The organism is Streptomyces sp. cg40 (assembly GCF_050320165.1).
GTDB lineage: Bacteria > Actinomycetota > Actinomycetes > Streptomycetales > Streptomycetaceae > Streptomyces > Streptomyces hokutonensis.
In genome coordinates, this window is record NZ_CP190128.1 from 6,457,087 (window position 1) to 6,476,028 (window position 18,942).

The 18,942-nt window shown below is 71.3% G+C and carries 13 protein-coding genes; 5 read left to right on the forward strand and 8 right to left on the reverse strand.

What is annotated here, in order from left to right; genetic code table 11:
• Positions 1 to 144: 144 nt before the first annotated feature.
• The 4 genes from ACQHII_RS29085 to ACQHII_RS29100 form a co-directional block, all read right to left on the reverse strand.
• Positions 145 to 1,695: an LCP family protein gene (locus tag ACQHII_RS29085; RefSeq protein WP_427922048.1), complete on the reverse strand. Its 1,551-nt coding sequence runs from the start codon at positions 1,693 to 1,695 to the stop codon at positions 145 to 147.
• A 131-nt stretch (positions 1,696 to 1,826) separates the two neighbouring features.
• Positions 1,827 to 3,551 carry an LCP family protein gene (locus ACQHII_RS29090; RefSeq protein WP_427922049.1) on the reverse strand — a complete coding sequence of 575 codons (1,725 nt, stop codon included), beginning with the start codon at positions 3,549 to 3,551 and terminating at the stop codon, positions 1,827 to 1,829.
• 214 nt (positions 3,552 to 3,765) lie between these two features.
• Positions 3,766 to 4,959 carry an LCP family protein gene (locus ACQHII_RS29095; protein WP_427922050.1) on the reverse strand — a complete coding sequence of 398 codons (1,194 nt, stop codon included), beginning with the start codon at positions 4,957 to 4,959 and terminating at the stop codon, positions 3,766 to 3,768.
• Positions 4,960 to 5,136: 177 nt separating this feature from the next.
• Positions 5,137 to 5,874: a TIGR03089 family protein gene (locus tag ACQHII_RS29100; protein WP_427922051.1), complete on the reverse strand. Its 738-nt coding sequence runs from the start codon at positions 5,872 to 5,874 to the stop codon at positions 5,137 to 5,139.
• 128 nt (positions 5,875 to 6,002) lie between these two features.
• Here ACQHII_RS29100 and ACQHII_RS29105 point away from each other — a divergent pair, with 128 nt between their 5' ends.
• Together ACQHII_RS29105 and ACQHII_RS29110 are read left to right on the forward strand one after the other, a co-directional pair.
• Positions 6,003 to 7,328, forward strand: a complete 1,326-nt coding sequence (locus ACQHII_RS29105) for a peptidoglycan recognition protein family protein (protein WP_427922052.1) — start codon at positions 6,003 to 6,005, stop codon at positions 7,326 to 7,328.
• A gap of 92 nt (positions 7,329 to 7,420) precedes the next feature.
• Positions 7,421 to 8,503, forward strand: a complete 1,083-nt coding sequence (locus ACQHII_RS29110) for a sugar phosphate nucleotidyltransferase (protein WP_427922053.1) — start codon at positions 7,421 to 7,423, stop codon at positions 8,501 to 8,503.
• A 111-nt stretch (positions 8,504 to 8,614) separates the two neighbouring features.
• Here the strand turns inward: ACQHII_RS29110 and ACQHII_RS29115 are convergent, their stop codons facing one another.
• The 4 genes from ACQHII_RS29115 to ACQHII_RS29130 all read right to left on the reverse strand — a co-directional run bounded on the left by ACQHII_RS29115 (position 8,615) and on the right by ACQHII_RS29130 (position 12,604).
• Positions 8,615 to 9,607: a DNA-3-methyladenine glycosylase family protein gene (locus ACQHII_RS29115; RefSeq protein WP_427922054.1), complete on the reverse strand. Its 993-nt coding sequence runs from the start codon at positions 9,605 to 9,607 to the stop codon at positions 8,615 to 8,617.
• A gap of 128 nt (positions 9,608 to 9,735) precedes the next feature.
• Complete coding sequence (locus tag ACQHII_RS29120) at positions 9,736 to 11,052, reverse strand: coenzyme F420-0:L-glutamate ligase (RefSeq protein ID WP_427922055.1); 1,317 nt, start codon at positions 11,050 to 11,052, stop codon at positions 9,736 to 9,738.
• A complete protein-coding gene (gene cofD, locus ACQHII_RS29125; protein WP_026179079.1) occupies positions 11,049 to 12,008 on the reverse strand; it encodes a 2-phospho-L-lactate transferase in 960 nt (319 codons plus the stop codon). The genes ACQHII_RS29120 and cofD overlap by 4 nt, the downstream gene beginning before the upstream one ends.
• An 86-nt stretch (positions 12,009 to 12,094) precedes the next feature.
• Entirely contained in the window at positions 12,095 to 12,604 is a 510-nt protein-coding gene (locus ACQHII_RS29130) for a cysteine dioxygenase (RefSeq protein WP_427922056.1), read from the reverse strand.
• Positions 12,605 to 13,213: 609 nt separating this feature from the next.
• Here ACQHII_RS29130 and ACQHII_RS29135 point away from each other — a divergent pair.
• The 3 genes from ACQHII_RS29135 (at position 13,214) to ACQHII_RS29145 (ending at position 18,935) form a co-directional block, all read left to right on the forward strand.
• Positions 13,214 to 13,477, forward strand: coding sequence for a WhiB family transcriptional regulator (locus ACQHII_RS29135; RefSeq protein WP_003975777.1), 264 nt, complete (start codon positions 13,214 to 13,216; stop codon positions 13,475 to 13,477).
• A gap of 197 nt (positions 13,478 to 13,674) precedes the next feature.
• On the forward strand, positions 13,675 to 17,448 hold the full coding sequence (locus ACQHII_RS29140; RefSeq protein WP_427922057.1) for a glycosyltransferase: 3,774 nt from the start codon (positions 13,675 to 13,677) through the stop codon (positions 17,446 to 17,448).
• Positions 17,445 to 18,935, forward strand: a complete 1,491-nt coding sequence (locus tag ACQHII_RS29145; protein ID WP_427922058.1) for a DUF5719 family protein — start codon at positions 17,445 to 17,447, stop codon at positions 18,933 to 18,935. Before ACQHII_RS29140 ends, ACQHII_RS29145 begins: the two co-directional genes overlap by 4 nt.
• Positions 18,936 to 18,942: the final 7 nt, after the last annotated feature.

Sequence of the window (18,942 nt, forward strand, 5' to 3'; positions counted from 1 at the left end):
ACGTGCGTACAGGCCGTGGTGGCGCTCAGCCCTCCCGCGCCCTACGACGCCGCTTCCGCGACCTGACGACGGCGATCACCGGGACCACGGCGACCAGCCCGAGGACGACCCGTCTCGCCCCGGGCCGTCCCCGCAACGGCCCTGTCACCAGACGTAGTTCGGGTCCACGTGCATGCACGCCGTGGTGTCCGAGCCGTTGAGGGCGTCCGCCGACGTCGGGGTCGTGTCGTCCGAGGCCGGGGCCTTGTACTTGGTGCCGGTGCTCCAGTCCGCGCCGACGACCAGGGTGACCCCGGAGACGCTCGTCGACTTCTTCACCGCGCTGGTCGGGATGCCGAGCGCCTTGGCGACCCGCTGGGCGTCGCCCTCCAGGTCGGCGCTCGGGTAGCGGACGACCGTGGTGGCCGCGCTGGGGGCCGTCGACGAGTCCGCCACCGCCTCCTTGAAGCCCTTGCCGACGAGGAGCCGGGCCACGGCGGTCGCCCGCCCCCGTACCGCGCTCGTCGTGTCGGTGCGGGTGCCGTTCTCCACCTGTACGGCGATCTTGTCGTCGGCGGCGGCCGGATCGGTGGACGCCTTTACCGCTGTCGTCGTCTTCTTCTTGTCCTTGCCGTCCAGCGCGATGTCCTCACGGACCAGCCGGAACAGCTGCGCCGCGTCCGCCGGCTTCGGCACCACCCGGCCGCTGCTGCCCGAGTACTCCCACGGCATCGTCGTCATGGTGATCCGCTTGGTCGGAACCTTCCGCAGTTCCTTGCTCAGGTCGTAGAGCTTGGCGACCGTCCCGAGACCGTTGTCGACCGTGAGCGCCTTGGTCGCCGTCTCGGCGAGACCGCGCAGCTCGGTCGGGTTGCTCAGCGTGGCGTTCTCGCGCAGCTGGCGGACCATCGAGTTCATGTACTGGTGCTGTGCCTTGGTGCGGGCGATGTCGGTGTCGTCCTCGAAGCCGTAGCGCGTGCGCAGCCACTGCAGGGCCTGCTGGCCCTTGATGGACGTGGTGCCCTTCTTCAGTTTCAGGCCGGAGCCCTTGCCGGAGGAGGTGTGCGAGTAGATGTTGGCGTCCACGCAGACCGGCACCCCGCCGATCGCGTCCGCCATCGACACCACACCCGAGAAGTCGACCATCATGAAGTGGTCGATGTGGATGTCGGTCAGCTTCTCCCAGGTCGCCACCGTGCAGCCGGGGCCGCCGCGGCCCAGCGAGTCGTTCGTGATGACGTCCGTCTCGGCCGCGTACGTCTTGCCGGTGTCCGGATCCGTGCACTTGGGGATGTCCGTCAACGTGTCGCGCGGCATGCTCACGACCGACATGTTGGAGCGGTCCGCCGACACGTGCAGCAGCATCTGGACGTCGGCGCGGGCCGGAGTCCCGAAGGTGTCCTTCGCGCCGCCGAGCTTCTGGTTCTCCGCGGAGTCCCGCGCGTCCGAACCGATCAGCAGGATGTTCAACGGCTTCTGCCCGGCCGCGTTGGCCTTGGACTCGGCCGCCCGGTCCTTCTCGTCCCCGATGTTCAGGGGGTCTTTCTTGATGTTGCGGTTGAGGTGCTCGTAGTACAGATATCCGGCGCCGGCCGTCCCGGTTATGACCACCGCGAGAACGATCGCCGACCAGCGCAGCACCCGGCGTCTACGGCCCTTGCGTCTGCCCCCGCCGCCGTCCGCCGGTCTCTTCCCGTCCGCCGGCGTGAGCGACATCGTGTCCTCAACCGCCGGCACCTCCCCACGCACGCTGCTCTGAGTCAAGTCCCCACCCCTCCCACGCCGCGCCGCTGACGCACGGGTCCGCCCCGCGCCCTGTTAGACGCGGAACGGACCCGTGTGGTCACCTACTTGGCGCACTCAACCTTGTCCGCCGTGGACTTCTGGACCCCCTCCGGCGTCGACCCCGCGGTCGAGGTGAGCGGGACGCCGGCTCCCTTGAAGTCCTTGCCCAGGGTCAGCGTTATCGCCGGCAGTCCCTGGGAGTTGATCACACTCTTGCCCGGCTTCATCGCGGACCCCGAGAGGCCCATGATGGCGGCGAGCCGTCGAGCCTGGTCCGCCTGGTCGGGTGCGTACTCGAGGGTCGTCTTCGCGAGCGCCGCCGGAGCGTTGCCCGCGTTCTCGGACTTGAGCACGCCCTCATCATTCTGCAGCCACGTAAGAGTTTCCTGTGCGCTGCCGGCGACGGCCCCTCCGTTGAGGATCCGCACCCGCACCGCGGAGGCGGCGGACTTGGTGCCCTTGAGCCGGGCGGCCACGGCGGCCTTCTCCTTCGCGGCCTTCTGCTTGACCGCGGTGAAGGAGGTGTCGCTCTTGATCAGCGAGAACACCTGCGGGGCGGTCGTGTCGTTGAGGACCACCGTCACCGGGGTCTTCTCCGCGGGGTTGTCGATGACCGGCACGGTGGTGAAGGTGAGGTTCTTCGGGTTGAGCTTGCCCAGCTCCAGGCCGAGGTCCTTCAGCTTGCCGATGGAGTCGAGGTTGTCGTCGACGGTCAGCGCCTTGGTGCCGGCCTCGGCCAGCTTCAGCATCTTCGAGGGGTTGGTGAGCGTGGAGTTGGACTTCAGCTTCCGCATCAGCGCGCTGAGGAACTGCTGCTGGAGCGTGATCCGGCTCAGGTCGCCGCCGAAGCCCACCGAGTGCCGGGTCCGCACGAAGGCCAGCGCCTGCTCTCCGGAGAGGTTGTGCGTGCCCTTGGACAGCTTCAGATGCGAGTCGGAGTCGTCGATGTTCTTCGCGAGACAGACCTCGACCCCGCCGACCGCGTCCGTCAGCGTCTTCACGGCGTTGAAGTCGGCCACCATGAAGTCGTCGGGCTGGATCCCGGTCAGCTCGGTGACCGTCCGCACGGTGCAGCTGGGCGTACGGCCGCTCTGGCCCAGGCTGGTGTTGAAGCGGACGCCCGTGGAACCCGGGATGACCTTCGACGTGCCGTCCGACTGGGTCGTGGGACAGTCCGGTACGTCGGTGATCAGGTCGCGGGGGATGCTGAGCGCGGTCGCGTTCGAGCGGTCCTTGGACACGTGCAGCAGGATCGTGGTGTCCGCGTGGCCGACGCTGCCGGCGTCGCCGTAGCCCTCGTTGCCCGCGCCCGTGCGCTTGTCGGTGCCGATCACCAGCAGGTTGATGGCCTTGCCCTTGCTGAAGCCACCGGTGCTGGCGCCGTCGTCGGAGACGGCCGTGATGTTGTCGTTGAGGTGCTTGATGTATAGGTAGCCGCCACCGGCGACCGCGACCAGCACGAAGGCCAGACCGCCGCCGGTCCACATCAGGATCTTCTTGCCCTTGGCCTTCTTCTTCACCGGCCGGCGACCGCGCCGGGCCGGCGGCTCCTCGGGCGCGCCCCGCCGTCTGCGCGGCCCCGGCACCTCACGCCCGGGGCTCTTCGGGACCGTCTCCCGCTCCGGAGCCACCGTGCTGTTGCGCACGGTCGCTCTACGGGGCCCCGGCACCGCTGACTGCGGTGTGGAAGGAGTCAGTCGCAGTTCGTATTCGCCAGTGTTCGGATTGAGTACCCACTGGTCTGCGGGGTCGATGTTGTCCGCCCGCCCACGGCCTTGCGCGTCCACGGTTTACCGAATCCTCCGTCGGGGCCACGCGGCGCCTTCCCCCTTCAGGCGCTCGGGTCTCGTTCATCCGATGCGCAAGCACACGGCACACCGGATCGCTCACACTATCCGTCCAGTTGAGCGTCAAGTGACGGCGGTGACAAATTCCACGTCCCTACAACCGGTCAATCCGTCCTATTTTTCGGAACAGAAGTTCGTCGACTTGGTGCGCGCTTTACCCGCAGCCGTCCTCGGCGGCGGTGTTCCCGCGAAACGTCGGCGCGGGCGTGGCCCCCGAACCGGCCGCCGGAATAAGGGTGTTTGCACCGGAATCCCGCGGAACCTCTGGAACTTCCCCGGCCACCGCGACCGCCGCGTCCGTGCGAATCCGGGCGAACAGCTTTTCGGCCTCGGGTTCCACGAGTTGGTCGCGATTCGCGTTGTAGATGTACGACTCCCGCGGAACGGTGAGGAATTGCACATGTTCGGTGGGGATGTCCCGTACGCCGCGCACCAGTTCGTACAGGCCGCGCAGACTCGCGAGATCCGGATCGGTCGTCAATGACGAGGTGGCCGCGTCCAGCACCGGATACAACTTCGCCGGATTGAACAGCACATCGTCGCTCTGCACCTTGTTGACGAGCGCACCCAGAAACCGCTGTTGACGATCCATCCGGTCGGTGTCACTGCCGTTCCCCAGCGACTTCCGCGCCCGCACATACCCGAGCGCCTGCTCCCCGTCGAGCGTCACCTTGCCCGCGGGCAGCCTCAACTTGGCCGCCTTGTCCCGAATAGGAGCTTTGAGGCAGACCTCCACCCCGTCCACGGCGTCGACCATGTCCTTGAACCCATGGAAGTCCACCACCATGTGATGGTCGATCCGCACGTCGGTCAGCTTCTCCACGGTCCGGATCGTGCACCCCGAACCCCCCACCTGGAACGCGTAGTTGAACATCGCGAACATCGGCTCGGTCCGCGTCCCGTCCGGCCGCAGACACCCCGGCACGTCCACCATCAGATCCCGCGGCAACGACACCGCGGTGGCGCTGCGCCGGTCGGCCGCCAGATGCAACAGGATCGTCGTGTCCGACCGCTCGGTCCCCGAGTCCCGCCCGTACTCGGCGTTCCCGTCCCCGGACCGCGAGTCGGACCCGATGAGCAGAATGTTCTGCGCCCCCTTCACAAGGGCGGTCGGCCGCTCCTTCTCGTACCGGGCCAGCTCGGCCGCGGCGGCGTCGTCCGGCGTGATATTCCCGTCGAGCTTCGCGTAGACGGCCCACCCGGCCCCCACGGCCCCGAGCACGACCACCCCGACCCCGACCCCCGCCCCGCGCACCCACCGCCGACGCCGCCGCCGTATCAGCCCCGCCCCGGACGCGGAAGCCCCCGCACCCGGCCCGAGAACCCCTCCTGCGGTGTCGTCGAACACGTGCGGTTCCACCCCTCATGGCCGTCGGTTCTCCTTCTACGACCATGGCGTGGATGGGGGCGGGGGGCGGGCGGTAGGGGGCCATCCGGGTGACTGGTGGCTTGTGTCTTTTGTCTTTTAGGGGCGCGGGGAACTGCGCGACCAGCCCCCACCGGCCCGCACCCGCCAAACACACCTTCAGACGTGCGAAACAGTCACCCGCTCACTCTCAACCCGCTTGGCCAACGACTCCTCACCCAGCTGATCGAGATTCCTGCACAACACCACAGACCCCCCGGAGGCAAGCGGCGCATACAACCCTGCGCTCAGCCCCTCCCAGGTGTCGTACGAAAGCCCGGACAACACCCGAGCCCCAGCCTCCCCGTCGGCCCGAGCCCGCTCGACAACCTGCACGCCCGTCAACTCCACCCCACCCACGACAAGGGCAGGCTCCTCCGCGTCCACCGCCGAGAAGGCGACGAACCGATCCCCCTGACTCGGCACCTCGACGGCGTAGTCGGCGAACCCGGCGGGAGTCTGCGGAAACCGCCCGCCAAGAGGCCGCAGCGCAAGAGCGACCCGCTCCCCACCACAGGCCCGGGCCGCGTCCAGCGAATCGGGCCCGCTCACGACCACATCGGCCGCCGCGGGATCCCCGCCCACGTCCGCGACAACTCCCACGGACGAACACGCGAGCAACCACACCGCCGTCTGCCAATGCGCCGGCAGCAACAACGCGACCCGATCACCGGGCCCCGCCCCAAGATCCCCTTGAAGGAGATTCGCGGTCTTGGCCACCCAATTGGCGAAGGTGGCCACGGACAATTCGACACGTTCCCCCGTGGCGTCGTCGTAGAAGGTCACCAGGGGGCGGCCGGGATCCGCGGCGAGCGCGGAACGCAGCAGGTCGGCAGGGGTGCGATCGGTGGCGTTCACCCGCGAAAGCGTACGCGGGCACGCGACCGTACCCGCAGCGCGGGACCACCGGTTCGGACGAACGGCAGCCGACGGTCCGTCAGATCCCAAATGGACAGATATGTATGACTATGTTCAGGATCAGGGGCATGCGTGGATTCCTTGCTTCCTCGATCGGCGTCACCTGCGCCGCCGCACTGGCCCTCCCGCTCGCCCTGCCCGCAGCCGCCGCGCCGACCAAGGCGCAGGCTCGGGCGGCGGCGCAGCCGACGAGCGGCGCGAGATCCGCGCCGACGGCCGCCGAACCGGACCTCCCCGGCAGCACCCAGTCGCTGCCCCTCACCCCCACCACCCGCGACCGCACCCTGGGCGCGGCCCCCGAACAGGGCCTGACCCGGGACGACGTCCACCGCTTCTCCCTCGTCGGCGTCACCTGGACCGACCCGGACACCGAACTGCGCGGCCGGGTCCAGGTCCGCACCCGGGCCACCGGCACCGGTGAGTGGTCCGGCTGGCAGGACGTCGACACCCACAACGAGGATCACGGCGCCGACCCCGGCACCGCCGAACGCGACTCGGGCCACGTCCACGGCTCCACGGCCCCGCTGTGGGTGGGCGACTCGGACGCGGTGGACGTACGGGTCAGAGCGGACCGGGCCGCGACAAGGGCCGTAGAGCCCCAGGCGTCCGCGCTCCCCGCCGGCCTGCACCTGGAACTCGTGGATCCCGGCGCCGAACCCCCGCCCGCGGTCGTGCGCGCGACCGCCCGCCGTGCCACCGTGCCGCCCCTCGCCGCCACCGAGCTCCCGGCGCTGAGCCGGGCGGCCACCGAGCGGGAGGCGGTCACGATGTACGGCAGGTCCCAGCCGTACATCGGGCCGCGCCCGCGCATCATCACCCGGCGCGGCTGGGGCGCCGACGAGAAGCTGCGGGAGAAGGGGTTCGTGTACACGAAGAAGGTCAAGGCGGTCTTCGTGCACCACACCGCCTCCGGCAACAACTACAGCTGCTCGCAAGCGCCTTCAGTCATTCGTGGTATCTACCGCTACCACGTCGAGAGCAGCGGCTGGCGCGACATCGGCTACAACTTCCTCGTCGACAAGTGCGGGAACATCTACGAGGGGCGCGCCGGGGGAGTGGCGAAGCCGGTCCTGGGCGCGCACACCCTCGGTTTCAACACGAACAGCATGGGGATCGCCGTCCTCGGAACCTTCGGCACCGCCAAACCGTCCTCGGCGGCAGTGACGGCCATCGCCCGCCTCTCCGCGTGGAAGCTCGGGCTCTACGGAGTCAATCCGCGCGGCAAGACATACCTGAAGTCCGGTGGTGGCAATCTCTACCGAAAAGGAAAGAACGTACGACTCAACGCGATCTCCGGCCATCGGGACGGTTTCGCCACGGAGTGCCCAGGACGGCAGCTCTACGGCAAGCTCGGCTCGGCCCGCTCCACGTCGGCCCGGTTCCAGGGCCGCTGAGGGAGCGGACCGGGAGGGGGCCCGGGGTCTGCACACACTGGCCGGCCGAAACGGACAGTTCGGCCGGTCCCGGCAGGAAGCAGAGACGACAGGTGACAGAAGCGATCCTCCTGGTCGGCGGCAAGGGCACCCGGCTGCGCCCCCTCACGGTGCACACCCCGAAGCCGATGGTCAGGGCGGCGGGGGTGCCGTTCCTCACGCACCAGCTGGCGCGGGCGAGAGCGGCGGGCGTGGAACACATCGTCCTGGCCACTTCCTATCTGGCGGAGGTGTTCGAACCGCACTTCGGTGACGGTTCGGCCCTCGGCCTCCACATCGAGTACGTCACGGAGGACGAGCCCCTCGGCACGGGCGGTGCCATCCGCAACGTGGCCCCGCGCCTGCACTCGGCCCCCGACGACCCGGTCCTGATCTTCAACGGCGACATCCTGACCGGCCTGAACATCAGGGCCCTGGTGGACACCCACGAGACGACCGGCGCGGACGTCTCCCTCCACCTCACGAAGGTGACGGACCCGCGCGCCTACGGTCTGGTCCCCACGGACGGGACCGGTCGCGTCCTGGCCTTCCTGGAGAAGCCCCAGACCCCCGAGGAGATCGTCACCGACCAGATCAACGCGGGAGCGTACGTCTTCCGCCGCTCGGTCATCGACACGATCCCGGCGGGCCGCCCGGTATCGGTGGAACGCGAGACCTTCCCGGACCTCCTCGCCGCCGGCGCCCACCTCCAAGGCCTGGTGGACTCGACGTACTGGCTGGACCTCGGCACCCCGGCCGCCTTCGTCCGCGGCTCGGCGGACCTGGTCCTGGGCCGTGCCCCGTCCCCCGCGATCCCCGGCCGCTGCGGCGACCGCCTCGTCCTCCCCACGGCCCGCGTCGCTCCCGACGCCAAGCTGACGGGCGGCACGGTGGTGGGCGAGGGCGCGTTCGTCGCGGAGGGCGCGCGGGTCTTCGGCTCCACGATCCTCCCCGGCGCCGTCATCGAACCCGGCGCCGTCATCACCGACTCCCTCATCGGCACCCGTGCCCGAGTCGGCGAACGCTCCGTCCTCACCGGCACGGTCATCGGCGACGGCGCGGTCATCGGCGCCGACAACGAACTCCGCGACGGCATGCGGGTGTGGTGCGACGCGCGGATTCCGGCGGGGGCGGTGCGGTTCTCTTCCGACCAGTAGTTCGTGCGGGTGGGGAGGGGCGCCGTCCCGGGGGCTGCGCCCCCGGCCCCCCCCATCGGCCTGAACGGCCTCGTCCTCAATCGCCGGACGGGCTGACTGTCCCCACCGGCATCACAACTTCCCGATGTCCCCGCGAGGCATCTTCGGCGCCCGCCGAGCCGGAGTCCGCCCGCTGAGCAGAATCAACCGGGCCGCCCGATGCCGCTGCCCCGCATACGGCTCCAGCAGCTCCAGCATCACCGCGTCGTCCGCGTCCCGGTCCCCGGCGAGCGCCCACCCCACGATCCCCGGCAGATGCAGATCCCCCACGGTCACCGCGTCCGCCGCCCCATGACTCCGCTGCACGGTCTCCGCGGACGTCCACGGCCCCACCCCCGGCACGACCTCCAGCCGGGCCCGCGCCTCCTCCGCCGGCATCGACACCGCCTGCTCCAGCCGCGCGGCGACCCGCACGGCACGCAGGATCGTCGAGGCCCGCTTGTCGTCGACCCCGGCCCGGTGCCACTCCCAGGACGGAATCAACGCCCACGCGCGCGGCGCGGGCATCACCCACATCCGCCCGCCGACGGGCCCCGGTGCCGGCGACCCGAACTTCCGCACCAGCGACCGCCAGGCCCGATACGCCTCGTCGGTCGTCACCTTCTGCTCCAGCACCGACGGAATCAACGACTCCAGCACCAGCCCGGTCCGCGTCAGCCTGAGCCCCGGCCGCCGATGCTGAGCGACAGCCACCAGCCGATGCCGGGGCACGAACGCGTCGGGATCATCGGCGGCACCGAGCATCTCCGGCAACCGCTCCAACAACCACGCACCACCGGGCCCCCAGGCCTCGCCGCGCACCTCACCCCCGGGAGCGGACACCCGCAAGGTCCCCGGCCCGACGGGCGTAAGACTGGCCCGCCACACGGATCCGTCGGCGGTCACGCGAAAGGTGGGGTCCCCAGGACCGCGCCGCAGCGGCCCGAGCACCAGCCCGAGGTCAAGTGGCCCTTCCGGCACCCAACTCCGCATCCGCCCAGCTGCCGCCGAAGCCTGTCGAGGCACGACAACATCCCCACCCCGCACAGTCGTACGAGTGGGCCGATGAACGAAACGTCCGGCCACAGTGAGATCCAGGGGTGAGGTGAGTTACGTGAAGAGTGTCAGGAGCCTAGGCCCATAGGGGCGCGGGGAACTGCGCGACCAGCCACAACGCACCCGCACTCGCAAACGAGACGAGCCCCCACGGCGCTTCACCGCACCTCGACAAAAGTCGACGCATCCCGCTCAGCCCGAGCCGCAGGCTCAACCGCCGCATGCCCCACAGCCACCGCCCCCATCGGGTCCCACCCCTCCGGCAGCCCCAACACCTCCCGCACGACATCCCGGCAGAACATCGTCGAGGACACCCACGCCGACCCCAACCGCTCCCCGGCGAGCGCCACCAGGAAGTTCTGCACCCCCGCCCCCACGGCCACCACGAACATCTCCCGCTCGGCCCCGTCCCGCCGCGCGTCCCCGTACGTGTGGGACCCGTCCATCACGAGACACGGCACCACGAGATACGGCGCCCCCCGCAACACGTCCCCGCGCCGCACCCGCTTGGCGATGGACTCCTCGGACTTCCCGTCCCGCCGCAGATCCGCGACCCACGCGTCCCGCATCGCGTCCAGCAACCGCGTCCGCGACTCCGCGGACTCCAGCAGCACGAACCGCCAGGGCGTCGTGTGATGCGGCGCCGGCGCGGTCACCGCCGCGGCCACGGCCCGCCGTACCGCTCCGGGGTCGACCGGCTCGTCCGTGAAGGCCCGCACCGTACGACGCTGGGTCACCGCCTCCCGTACCGCCTCCGACGTCCCCAGCCGGAACATGTCGTCGCGCCCGCCCCGCACCATGGCCCGCGCCCCGGTCCCGTCGCCCTCGGAGGTCACGACGTGCGACAGCCCCCGCACCACCGCGACCGGCAACCCCGCGGCCTTGCCCTTGACTAGGTCACCGGCGGCGGCTAGTTCGTCGGCGGTCGCCACGACCGTGGCGCTGAGCGGGTTGCCGTAGGCATCCGTGCCCCCGCGCAGATCGTCCAGTACGTGTACGCCCGCGGCGCCGATCGCGACATCCGTGAGCCCCGTGCGCCAGGGCCGCCCGAAGGTGTCGGTGACGACGACGCCCACGTCGACGCCGAGCGCGTCCCGCAGTCCGTCGCGGATCGCGCGCGCGGAGGCGTCCGGGTCCTCGGGCAGCAACAGCACTGTCCCCGAAGGGGTGTTGGAGGCGTCGACCCCGGCGGCGGCCATGACGAGCCCCTGCCGGTTCTCCACGATGCGGAGGGCGCCGCGCCGCGCGACGACCCGTACGGTCTCGGCGTCGATCGCGGCCTCCCGGTCGGCCGCCTCGACGATCCGCCCCTCGGCCTTGGACACGATCTTCGAGGTGACGAGGAGCACGTCCCCGTCGACGAGCCCGGGCTCGGCGGCGGCGATCAGCTTGGCGAGGTCGTCCCCGGCCGCGACCTCCGGCATCCCGGGCACCGCCCAGACCCGGTAACCCTCCACCGGCGGCACCTCGCTCATGCGGCCCGCACCTCCTCCGCCAGCGCCAGCGCCTCCCGCGCCATCCGCGCGGTCGCCTCGGTGTCGGTCATCATCAGTGGTACGGCCCGGCAGCGGATCCCGGCCGCCTCGACGTCCGGTACGGAGGCGGCGTCCACGGTGTCGACGAGCCAGCCGTCGAGCAGCCCCGAGCCGTAGTGCTCGGCCACGGCGGTCGCCGTGGACTCCACGCCCACCGCCGCGAGCACCTTGTCGGCCATCCCGCGCACGGGCGCGTCCCCGACGATCGGGGAGAGGCCGACCACGGGCACCCCGGCCTCGGCGATCGCCTCCCGGATGCCGGGCACGGCGAGGATGGTGCCGACGGACACGATCGGGTTGGACGGCGGGAAGAGGATGACGTCCGCCTCCGCGATCGCCTCCAGGACCCCGGGCGCGGGCTTGGCCTGCTCGGCCCCGACCGGTACGACGGCCTCGGCGGCGACCGACGCGCGCAGCCGTACCCAGTACTCCTGGAAGTGGATCACCTTGCGCTCGCCGTCCAGCTCGACGGCGACATGCGTCTCGACGCGGTCGTCCGTCATGGGGATCAGCCGCACCCCCGGCTGCCAGCGGTCGCACAGCGCCTCGGTGACCGCGCTCAGCGGATAGCCGGCGCCGATCATCTGCGTCCGCACGATGTGCGTGGCGAAGTCCCGGTCGCCGAGCCCGAACCACTCCGGCCCGACCCCGTACGCCCCGAGCTCCTCCTTGAGGTGGAAGGTCTCGTCGGCACGGCCCCAGCCCTGCTCCTCGTTGATGCCGCCGCCGAGCGTGTACATCACCGTGTCGAGGTCCGGGCAGACCTTCAGCCCGAAGAGGTGGATGTCGTCCCCCGTGTTGCCGATCACCGTGATGTCCGCGTCCGGCACGGCCTGCTGAAGACCGCGCAGGAACCGGGCACCACCGATACCTCCTGCAAGAACCACAATGCGCATGGGACAAGTCTTGCAGGCGGGTCCGACAACGCGGCAGGCAGTCGTCGCATCGCGGGCCGGCCGGCCACCGCGTCGACCGGTTCCGGTCAGGCGGTCACGGCATCGACGGGCTCGGCCCCGGTTCGCCGTGCGCAGGCCGTGTGCATCGGCATCTCGGTGAGGCCGGGGAAGTAGACGTGCAGGCTTATGGCCGGTTCGAGGGTGTCGTTGACGACCTCGTGGACGTACCCCGGCGCGAACACCCGCTGCGCGCCCGCCCCCAGCGCGCGCGTGCTCCGCTCGGTGCGCTCGGTCAGCGTGCCGTCCAGGACGGTCAGCACACCGGAGGAGGGGCCGTGGTCGTGCAGTCCGCTGCCCTGTCCGGGCACCCAGGACAGCAGCCACACCTCGTAGCCGGGGCCGGTGCTCAGCCGGTGGTACCAGCGGGTCGTCGCGTCGTACTCGACGAGGTGTTCCCACTGGGCGCGGTCGGCGGCGATCGAGCGCGCCAGGCCGACGAACTCGGCCACGGTGGCCGGGTGTTCGCGCGGGGCCCGGAGGAGGTGCGGGACTTCGAGGATGTCGCCGGCGATCTGGAGGTCGCTGTCGCTGTTCATGGGGGTGCGGTGGTTCCTCGGCGTAAGAAGAAACGGCGGGGGATGGGTGTCACCAAAAGAAGAGAAAGCAGGTGGGGCCGGAGCGCGTGGGGCTCAACAGCCGGAACAGCAACAACAGCTACAGCGAGCGTGGGCAGCACCGAGGGACCCGGCGGAGCGGGTCGAGGTGAGTGCCGAGTTCGCGAGCATGCCCACAAGGACATCGGTTCACACCCGCACTGTCAACTCGACGCCCGGTATGTGGGACATGTTTCACCTCATCCGGTTCATCTGGGAGGTGAAAGGTTTGTTCAGGAGGCTATCGGGACACATGGCGCACAACCGGGCGCACAAACCCCGTGGGAACGAGATCGAACTCCTGAGCGTCCTCCCCCGTACAGGCCCTGTCTCGGGGTAGGAGGCCCACGAGGGTCTCCGCTGCTTGTCAAGGTTTATGCCGATTTGAACACTTTCCGCTAGGCCTTGGTTCCGCAGAGTGAATAAGGGGCCCAATAGCAGATCTCGGCTTGACTCGCCCGGAGCAGCACACTTGTAATTTCACTCGTGTCGTTCAGCCGACATCGGTAACGGCTACATCACGGGGACGCGAAAGACAGACGAGGGGCGCACATGACCGAGCTGGTGCAGCAACTGCTGGTCGACGACGCGGACGAGGAACTCGGCTGGCAGGAGCGCGCGCTGTGCGCCCAGACCGACCCCGAGTCCTTCTTTCCCGAGAAGGGCGGCTCCACCCGCGAGGCCAAGAAGGTCTGCCTCGCCTGCGAGGTCCGCTCCGAGTGCCTCGAATACGCCCTCGCCAACGACGAACGCTTCGGCATCTGGGGCGGCCTCTCCGAGCGCGAACGCCGCCGGCTCAAGAAGGCCGCCGTCTGAACCGCACGGCACACCTCGGGACATACCTCGGGACACATCTCGGGACCTACTGAACGGCCCGTCGCGACTGGGTTATCCACAGGCGGCGGGCCGTCGCTGTGCCCAGCCGATAGTGTGGGCGCTCGTCCGAGACGTACCGCAGTCCCCTCGGGACGCATGCGTCCACCGCAGTCCATCGAACCGGGGCCCGTACCTCGATGTCCGTGCACAGCCACACGGCAGCCCAACACGACGCTGCCACTCCTGAGTTCCCGCGTCACGTAGTCACCGCGGTGCTCGTCTCCCACGACGGCGCCCGCTGGCTGCCCGACGCGCTCGCCGGGCTGCTCGGCCAGGAACGCCCCGTGCAGAGCGTCATGGCCGCCGACACCGGCAGCGCGGACGACTCCGCCCAGTTGGTCACCGACACCCTCGGCGCCGACCGCGTGCTGCACCTCGCCCGCCGCACCGGCTTCGGCCAGGCCGTCGAGGAGGCCAACCGCACCGCCCCCGTGCTGACGCCGGACGACCTGCCGTACCTGAAGCGCCCCAGCGGCTGGGACCCCGTCACGCGCACGTGGCGCGACGACGCCTACGACATGCCGGAACTCCCGCACGGCGAGCCCGTCCAGTGGCTGTGGCTGCTGCACGACGACTCCGCCCCGGAGCCCGACGCCCTGGCCCAACTGCTGCGCGTGGTGGACCAGGAGTACGAACTCGGCCGCGAGGACGTGGCCGTCGTAGGGCCCAAGCTGCGCGGCTGGTACGACCGGCGGCAGCTCCTGGAGGTCGGCGTCACCATCGCCCACTCCGGGCGCCGCTGGACCGGCCTGGACCGCCGCGAGCAGGACCAGGGCCAGCACGACCACGTACGGCCCGTGCTGTCCGTGTCCACCGCCGGGATGCTGATCCGGCGCGACGTCTTCGACGAACTCGGCGGCTTCGACCGCCGACTGCCCCTGATGCGGGACGACGTCGATCTGTGCTGGCGCGCCACCGCCGCGGGCCACCGCGTCCTGGTCGCCCCCGAGGCGGTCGTACGGCACGCCGAGGCGGCCTCCCGCGAGCGCCGCGCGGTCGACTGCGCGGGCCGCACCGTCGCCTCCCCGCACAAGGTCGACAAGGCCGGTGCCGTCTACACCCTGCTCGTCAACAGCCGTACGGCCGTGCTGCCCTGGGTCCTCGTCAGGATCGTCGTCGGCACCGTGCTGCGCACCCTCGGCTATCTCGTCGGCAAGGTCCCCGGACAGGCCCTCGACGAGATCCGCGGCCTCCTGGGGACCCTGCTGCGCCCCGAGCGGATCATCGCCGGACGGCGCAGGCGCGGCACCCCGCAGATCGACAAGGCGGAACTGCGGCCGCTCTTCCCGCCGCCCGGCGCGACCCTGCGGGCCACCTTCGAACAGGCCGCCGCCAGCTTCGTCGACACCTCGGACCCCGAGATCACCTCGGGGGCCGGCCGGCACGGCGGCGCGGTCGAGTCCGGACCCGGCGGCGACGACGCGGACTTCCTGGAGATCGAGCAGTTCGCGCGCGTGAAGCGCATCGCCCGCAAGCCCGGCCCGGTGCTGTTCCTGGTGCTGCTGCTGGTCTCCCTCGTCGCCTGCCGCGACCTGCTCGGCAGCGGCGCGCTCACGGGCGGCGCGATGCTGCCCGCACCCGGCGACTCCGGCGAACTGTGGTCCCGCTTCCTGGACTCCTGGCACCCGGTCGGCGCCGGCGGCACCCCGTCCGCGCCGCCGTACCTCGCGTTCGTCGCGATGCTCTCCTCGCTGCTGTTCGGCTCGACCGGTTTCGCGGTCACCGTCCTGCTGGTCGCCTCGGTGCCGCTGGCCGGGTTCACCGCCTACTTCGCCTCCCGCCCGCTCGTGGAGTCCCGCCTGCTGCGCGCCTGGGCGGCCGTCGTCTACGCCTTCCTGCCCGCCGCCACCGGCGCCCTCGCGGGCGGCCGCATCGGCACCGCCGTCCTCGCCGTGCTGCTCCCGCTGGCCGCCCGCGCGGGCATCGCCGCCAGCGGCCTCACGCACTCCTCGGGCGCCCGCGGCAGCTGGCGCGCCACCTGGGCCTACGCCCTGCTCCTGACGGTCACCACCGCCTTCACGCCGATCATCTGGCCCATCGCCCTGATCCTCGGCATCGCGCTGCTGGCCGTCCGCAGGAGCGACATCACGGCCTACGGCCTGCGCTTCCTGGCCCAGCTCGGCACCCCGCTGCTGATCCTGGCGCCCTGGTCGCTGACGCTGCTCCCGTTCGGCTTCTTCCAGCAGGCCGGCCTGGAGTACGGCTCCGGGTCCGCGACCCCCCTCGACCTGCTCGGCGCCAGCCCCGGCGGCCCCGGCACGGTCAACGGCCTGATGCTCATCGGCATCGTGCTCGCCGCGCTCGCCGCCCTGCTGCGCAGCGAGCGCGCCTTCGGCATCCGGGCCGCCTGGGGCGTCGCCCTGGTGGGCCTCGTCTTCGCCGTCCTGTCCAACAGCTCCACCTGGGCCGGCCCCGCGACCCTCGTCTACGGCCTCGCCCTCCTCGCCGCCGCCGCGCTCGGCGCCGACGGGGCACGCGCGCGTGTCGCCGAGCAGAGCTTCGGCTGGCGCCAGCCGGTGGCCGTCCTGATCGCGTTCGCCTCGGCCGCCGGACCGCTGCTCGTCGCCGCCGGCTGGATGCTCGGCGGCGCCGACGGCCCCCTGGAGCGCCGCGACCCGACCCAGGTGCCCGCCTTCGTCGCGGAGGAGAGCGACACCCAGGACCAGGCCCGCACCCTCGTCCTCGACAGCGACTCCGCCGCCCACGTCGGCTACATGCTGGTGCGCGGCTCCGGCGCCCGCATGGGGGACGGCGAGTTCGCCGCGGCGGACGGTGAGAACAGCCGGCTCGACAAGGTCGTCGCCAACCTCGTCGCCGGCTCCGGCGCCGACCAGGCCGACGAACTCGGCGGCTTCGCCGTGCGCTACGTCCTCGTCCACAAGGGCGCGCCCCGCGAGGTCAGCCGCGTCCTGGACGCCACCCCCGGCCTCAGCAGGCTCAGCCAGGCCGACGGCAGCGCCCTGTGGCGGGTCAACGCGCAGGTCTCCCGCGCGGCGATCGTCGCCGGTACCGCCGCCCCGAAGCCGGTCGCCGCGGGACCCGTCGACATCCACACCACGATCCCGTCCGGCGCCACCGGCCGCGTCCTGCGCCTCGCCGACACGGCCGCCGCGGGCTGGACGGCCACCCTGGACGGCAAGCCGCTCACCCGCACCACGGTCGACGGCTGGGCCCAGGGCTTCCAACTCCCCACCACCGGCGGCCGGTTGGACGTCACCTACGACGACCCGATCGGCCACACCGCCTGGCTGTGGACCCAGGGCGCCCTCGCCCTCGTCCTCGTCGTGCTCGCCCTCCCGGGCCGCCGCCGCGACATCGACGACGACCTCCCCGAGGAGGAGCTGATCCCGGCCCAGGCGGTCGCGGGCGAGGGCCGCCGGGCCCGCCGCCTGCGCGCCCAGGCCGAGACCGAGGCCGCCGACCAGGCCGACGAGACGGCGGACATCGCGAGCACCGGGGAGTTCGACGCGTTCGGCTCGGGCACCACCCCTCCTCCTGCGGAGGAGGGGGTCGCCGCCGCGATCCCGCAGCAGCAGTCCTACGGCATGGGGGTCCCCCCGGGCGAGGATGTTCGAGCCTGGGGGAGGGACGCCGCGAGCTACGCGGGCGCCGAGTACGGCACCTACGGCGGCGAGCAGTACCAGGCCGATCAGCAGTACCCGGCGGGCACCTACGACCAGTCGTACCAGGCGGACCCCTACCGGGGCGGCCAGTACGACCCCTACGCCTACGGCGGCCAGCCCCCGGCACCGGGCTACGACCCGGCGTACGACCAGGGCTACGACCAGAACCAGGTGCAGGGCCAGGGCCAGGGCTACGACCCGAACTACGACCCCGCCTACGACCCGGCGTACGACCCCGCCCAGCAGCATCCGCACGGCAGTGAGCGCCCCGACGGGAGCCAGCAGTGAACCGCACCACCCTGTCCTTCCTCGCCGGCGTGGCCGCGCTCGCCGCCGTCACCGGGTTCGCCGAGCTGAAGACACCGGCCGCGCCCGGCACGCACACCGCCGAGGCGGCCGCCCAGCTGCCCGTGGAGCGCACCAGCCTGCTCTGCCCGGCGCCGAGCACCTCCGACCTCGCCGACACGTCGTACACGTCCTTCACGCCCGTCACGACGGGCACGGACGACAGCGGCAAGGCCGAACTCCAGGCCGCGGGCGAGGAGTCGGGCGACGGCACGAGCAGCAAGAAGAAGCCCGCCAAGCCCGTCCTGACGCCCAAGACCCCCGGTACGCCCGCCACCGGCGACAGTTCGGGCGCCGACTCGCCCGCGCTGCTCGGCACCGCCGAGGGCAAGTACGCGCCCGGCTGGACCGTCCAGGAGACCACCGAGGTCGCCGCGGGCAACGGCCGCGGCCTCCAGGGCGTCAACTGCACCGCCCCGGACACCGAGTTCTGGTTCCCGGGCGCCAGCACCTCCGCCGACCGCACCGACTACGTGAACCTCACCAACCCGGACGACTCCGCCGCCGTCGTCGACATCGACCTCTACGGCAAGGACGGCGACCTCAAGTCGACCGTGGGGGAGGGCATCACGGTCGAGCCGCACGCCGACGAGCCGATCCTGCTGTCCACGCTCACCGACGACCAGGAGACCGACCTGACCGTGCACGTGGTCGTGCGCAGCGGCCGGGTCGGCGCGGCCGTGCAGGCCCTGGACGCCAAGCTCGGCGGCGACTGGCTGGCCGCGTCCACCGACCCGGCGGGCAGCCTGGTCATGCCGGGCATCCCGAAGGACGCCACCTCGGTACGGCTGATCGCCTTCACACCGGGCGACTCGGACGCCGACCTGAAGGTGCGGCTCTCCTCGCCCACCGGGATGATCACGCCGGCCGGGCACGAGACCGTGCACGTCAAGGCGGGCATGACGGTCGGCGTCGACCTCGGAGACGTCACCCGCGGCGACCCGGGCTCCCTGGTGCTGACGCCGACCGACCAGTCCGTGCCGGTCGTCGCCGCGCTGAAGGTCGTACGGGGCAAGGGCAGCAAGCAGGAGACGGCGTTCATCCCGGCGACCGGCGCGGTCGGCACGCGCGCGACGGCCGCCGACAACAGCAGCAAGGGCTCCACGCTGTCCCTGGTCGCGCCCACCCGCACCGCGACCGTCAAGGTCACCGCGTCCGCGGGCAGCGGCGGCGGTACGCCGGTCTCCAAGACGTACACGATCAAGGCCGGCACCACACAGGACGTCGAACTCCCGGTCCCCGGCGGCCTGAAGGGCACCTACGCGCTGACCGTCGAGCCCCAGTCGGGCGGCCCGGTGTACGCGGCCCGGACGCTCTCGGCGACCGAGGAGGGCGTACCGGGGTTCACGATCCAGACCCTGCCCGACGACCGGGGGACGGTGTCGGTGCCGCAGACGGACGAGGACCTGTCGGTCCTCCAGAAGAAGTAGCGACTCA

What these genes read in the sequence shown, in the direction of transcription:
- ACQHII_RS29085 (WP_427922048.1), bottom strand. Translation starts at nt 1,695, where the DNA reads ATGTCGCTCACGCCGGCGGACGGGAAGAGACCGGCGGACGGCGGCGGG.
- ACQHII_RS29105 (WP_427922052.1), top strand. Translation starts at nt 6,003, where the DNA reads ATGCGTGGATTCCTTGCTTCCTCGATCGGCGTCACCTGCGCCGCCGCA.
- ACQHII_RS29120 (WP_427922055.1), bottom strand. Translation starts at nt 11,052, where the DNA reads ATGAGCGAGGTGCCGCCGGTGGAGGGTTACCGGGTCTGGGCGGTGCCC.
- cofD (WP_026179079.1), bottom strand. Translation starts at nt 12,008, where the DNA reads ATGCGCATTGTGGTTCTTGCAGGAGGTATCGGTGGTGCCCGGTTCCTG.
- ACQHII_RS29130 (WP_427922056.1), bottom strand. Translation starts at nt 12,604, where the DNA reads ATGAACAGCGACAGCGACCTCCAGATCGCCGGCGACATCCTCGAAGTC.
- ACQHII_RS29135 (WP_003975777.1), top strand. Translation starts at nt 13,214, where the DNA reads ATGACCGAGCTGGTGCAGCAACTGCTGGTCGACGACGCGGACGAGGAA.
- ACQHII_RS29140 (WP_427922057.1), top strand. Translation starts at nt 13,675, where the DNA reads ATGTCCGTGCACAGCCACACGGCAGCCCAACACGACGCTGCCACTCCT.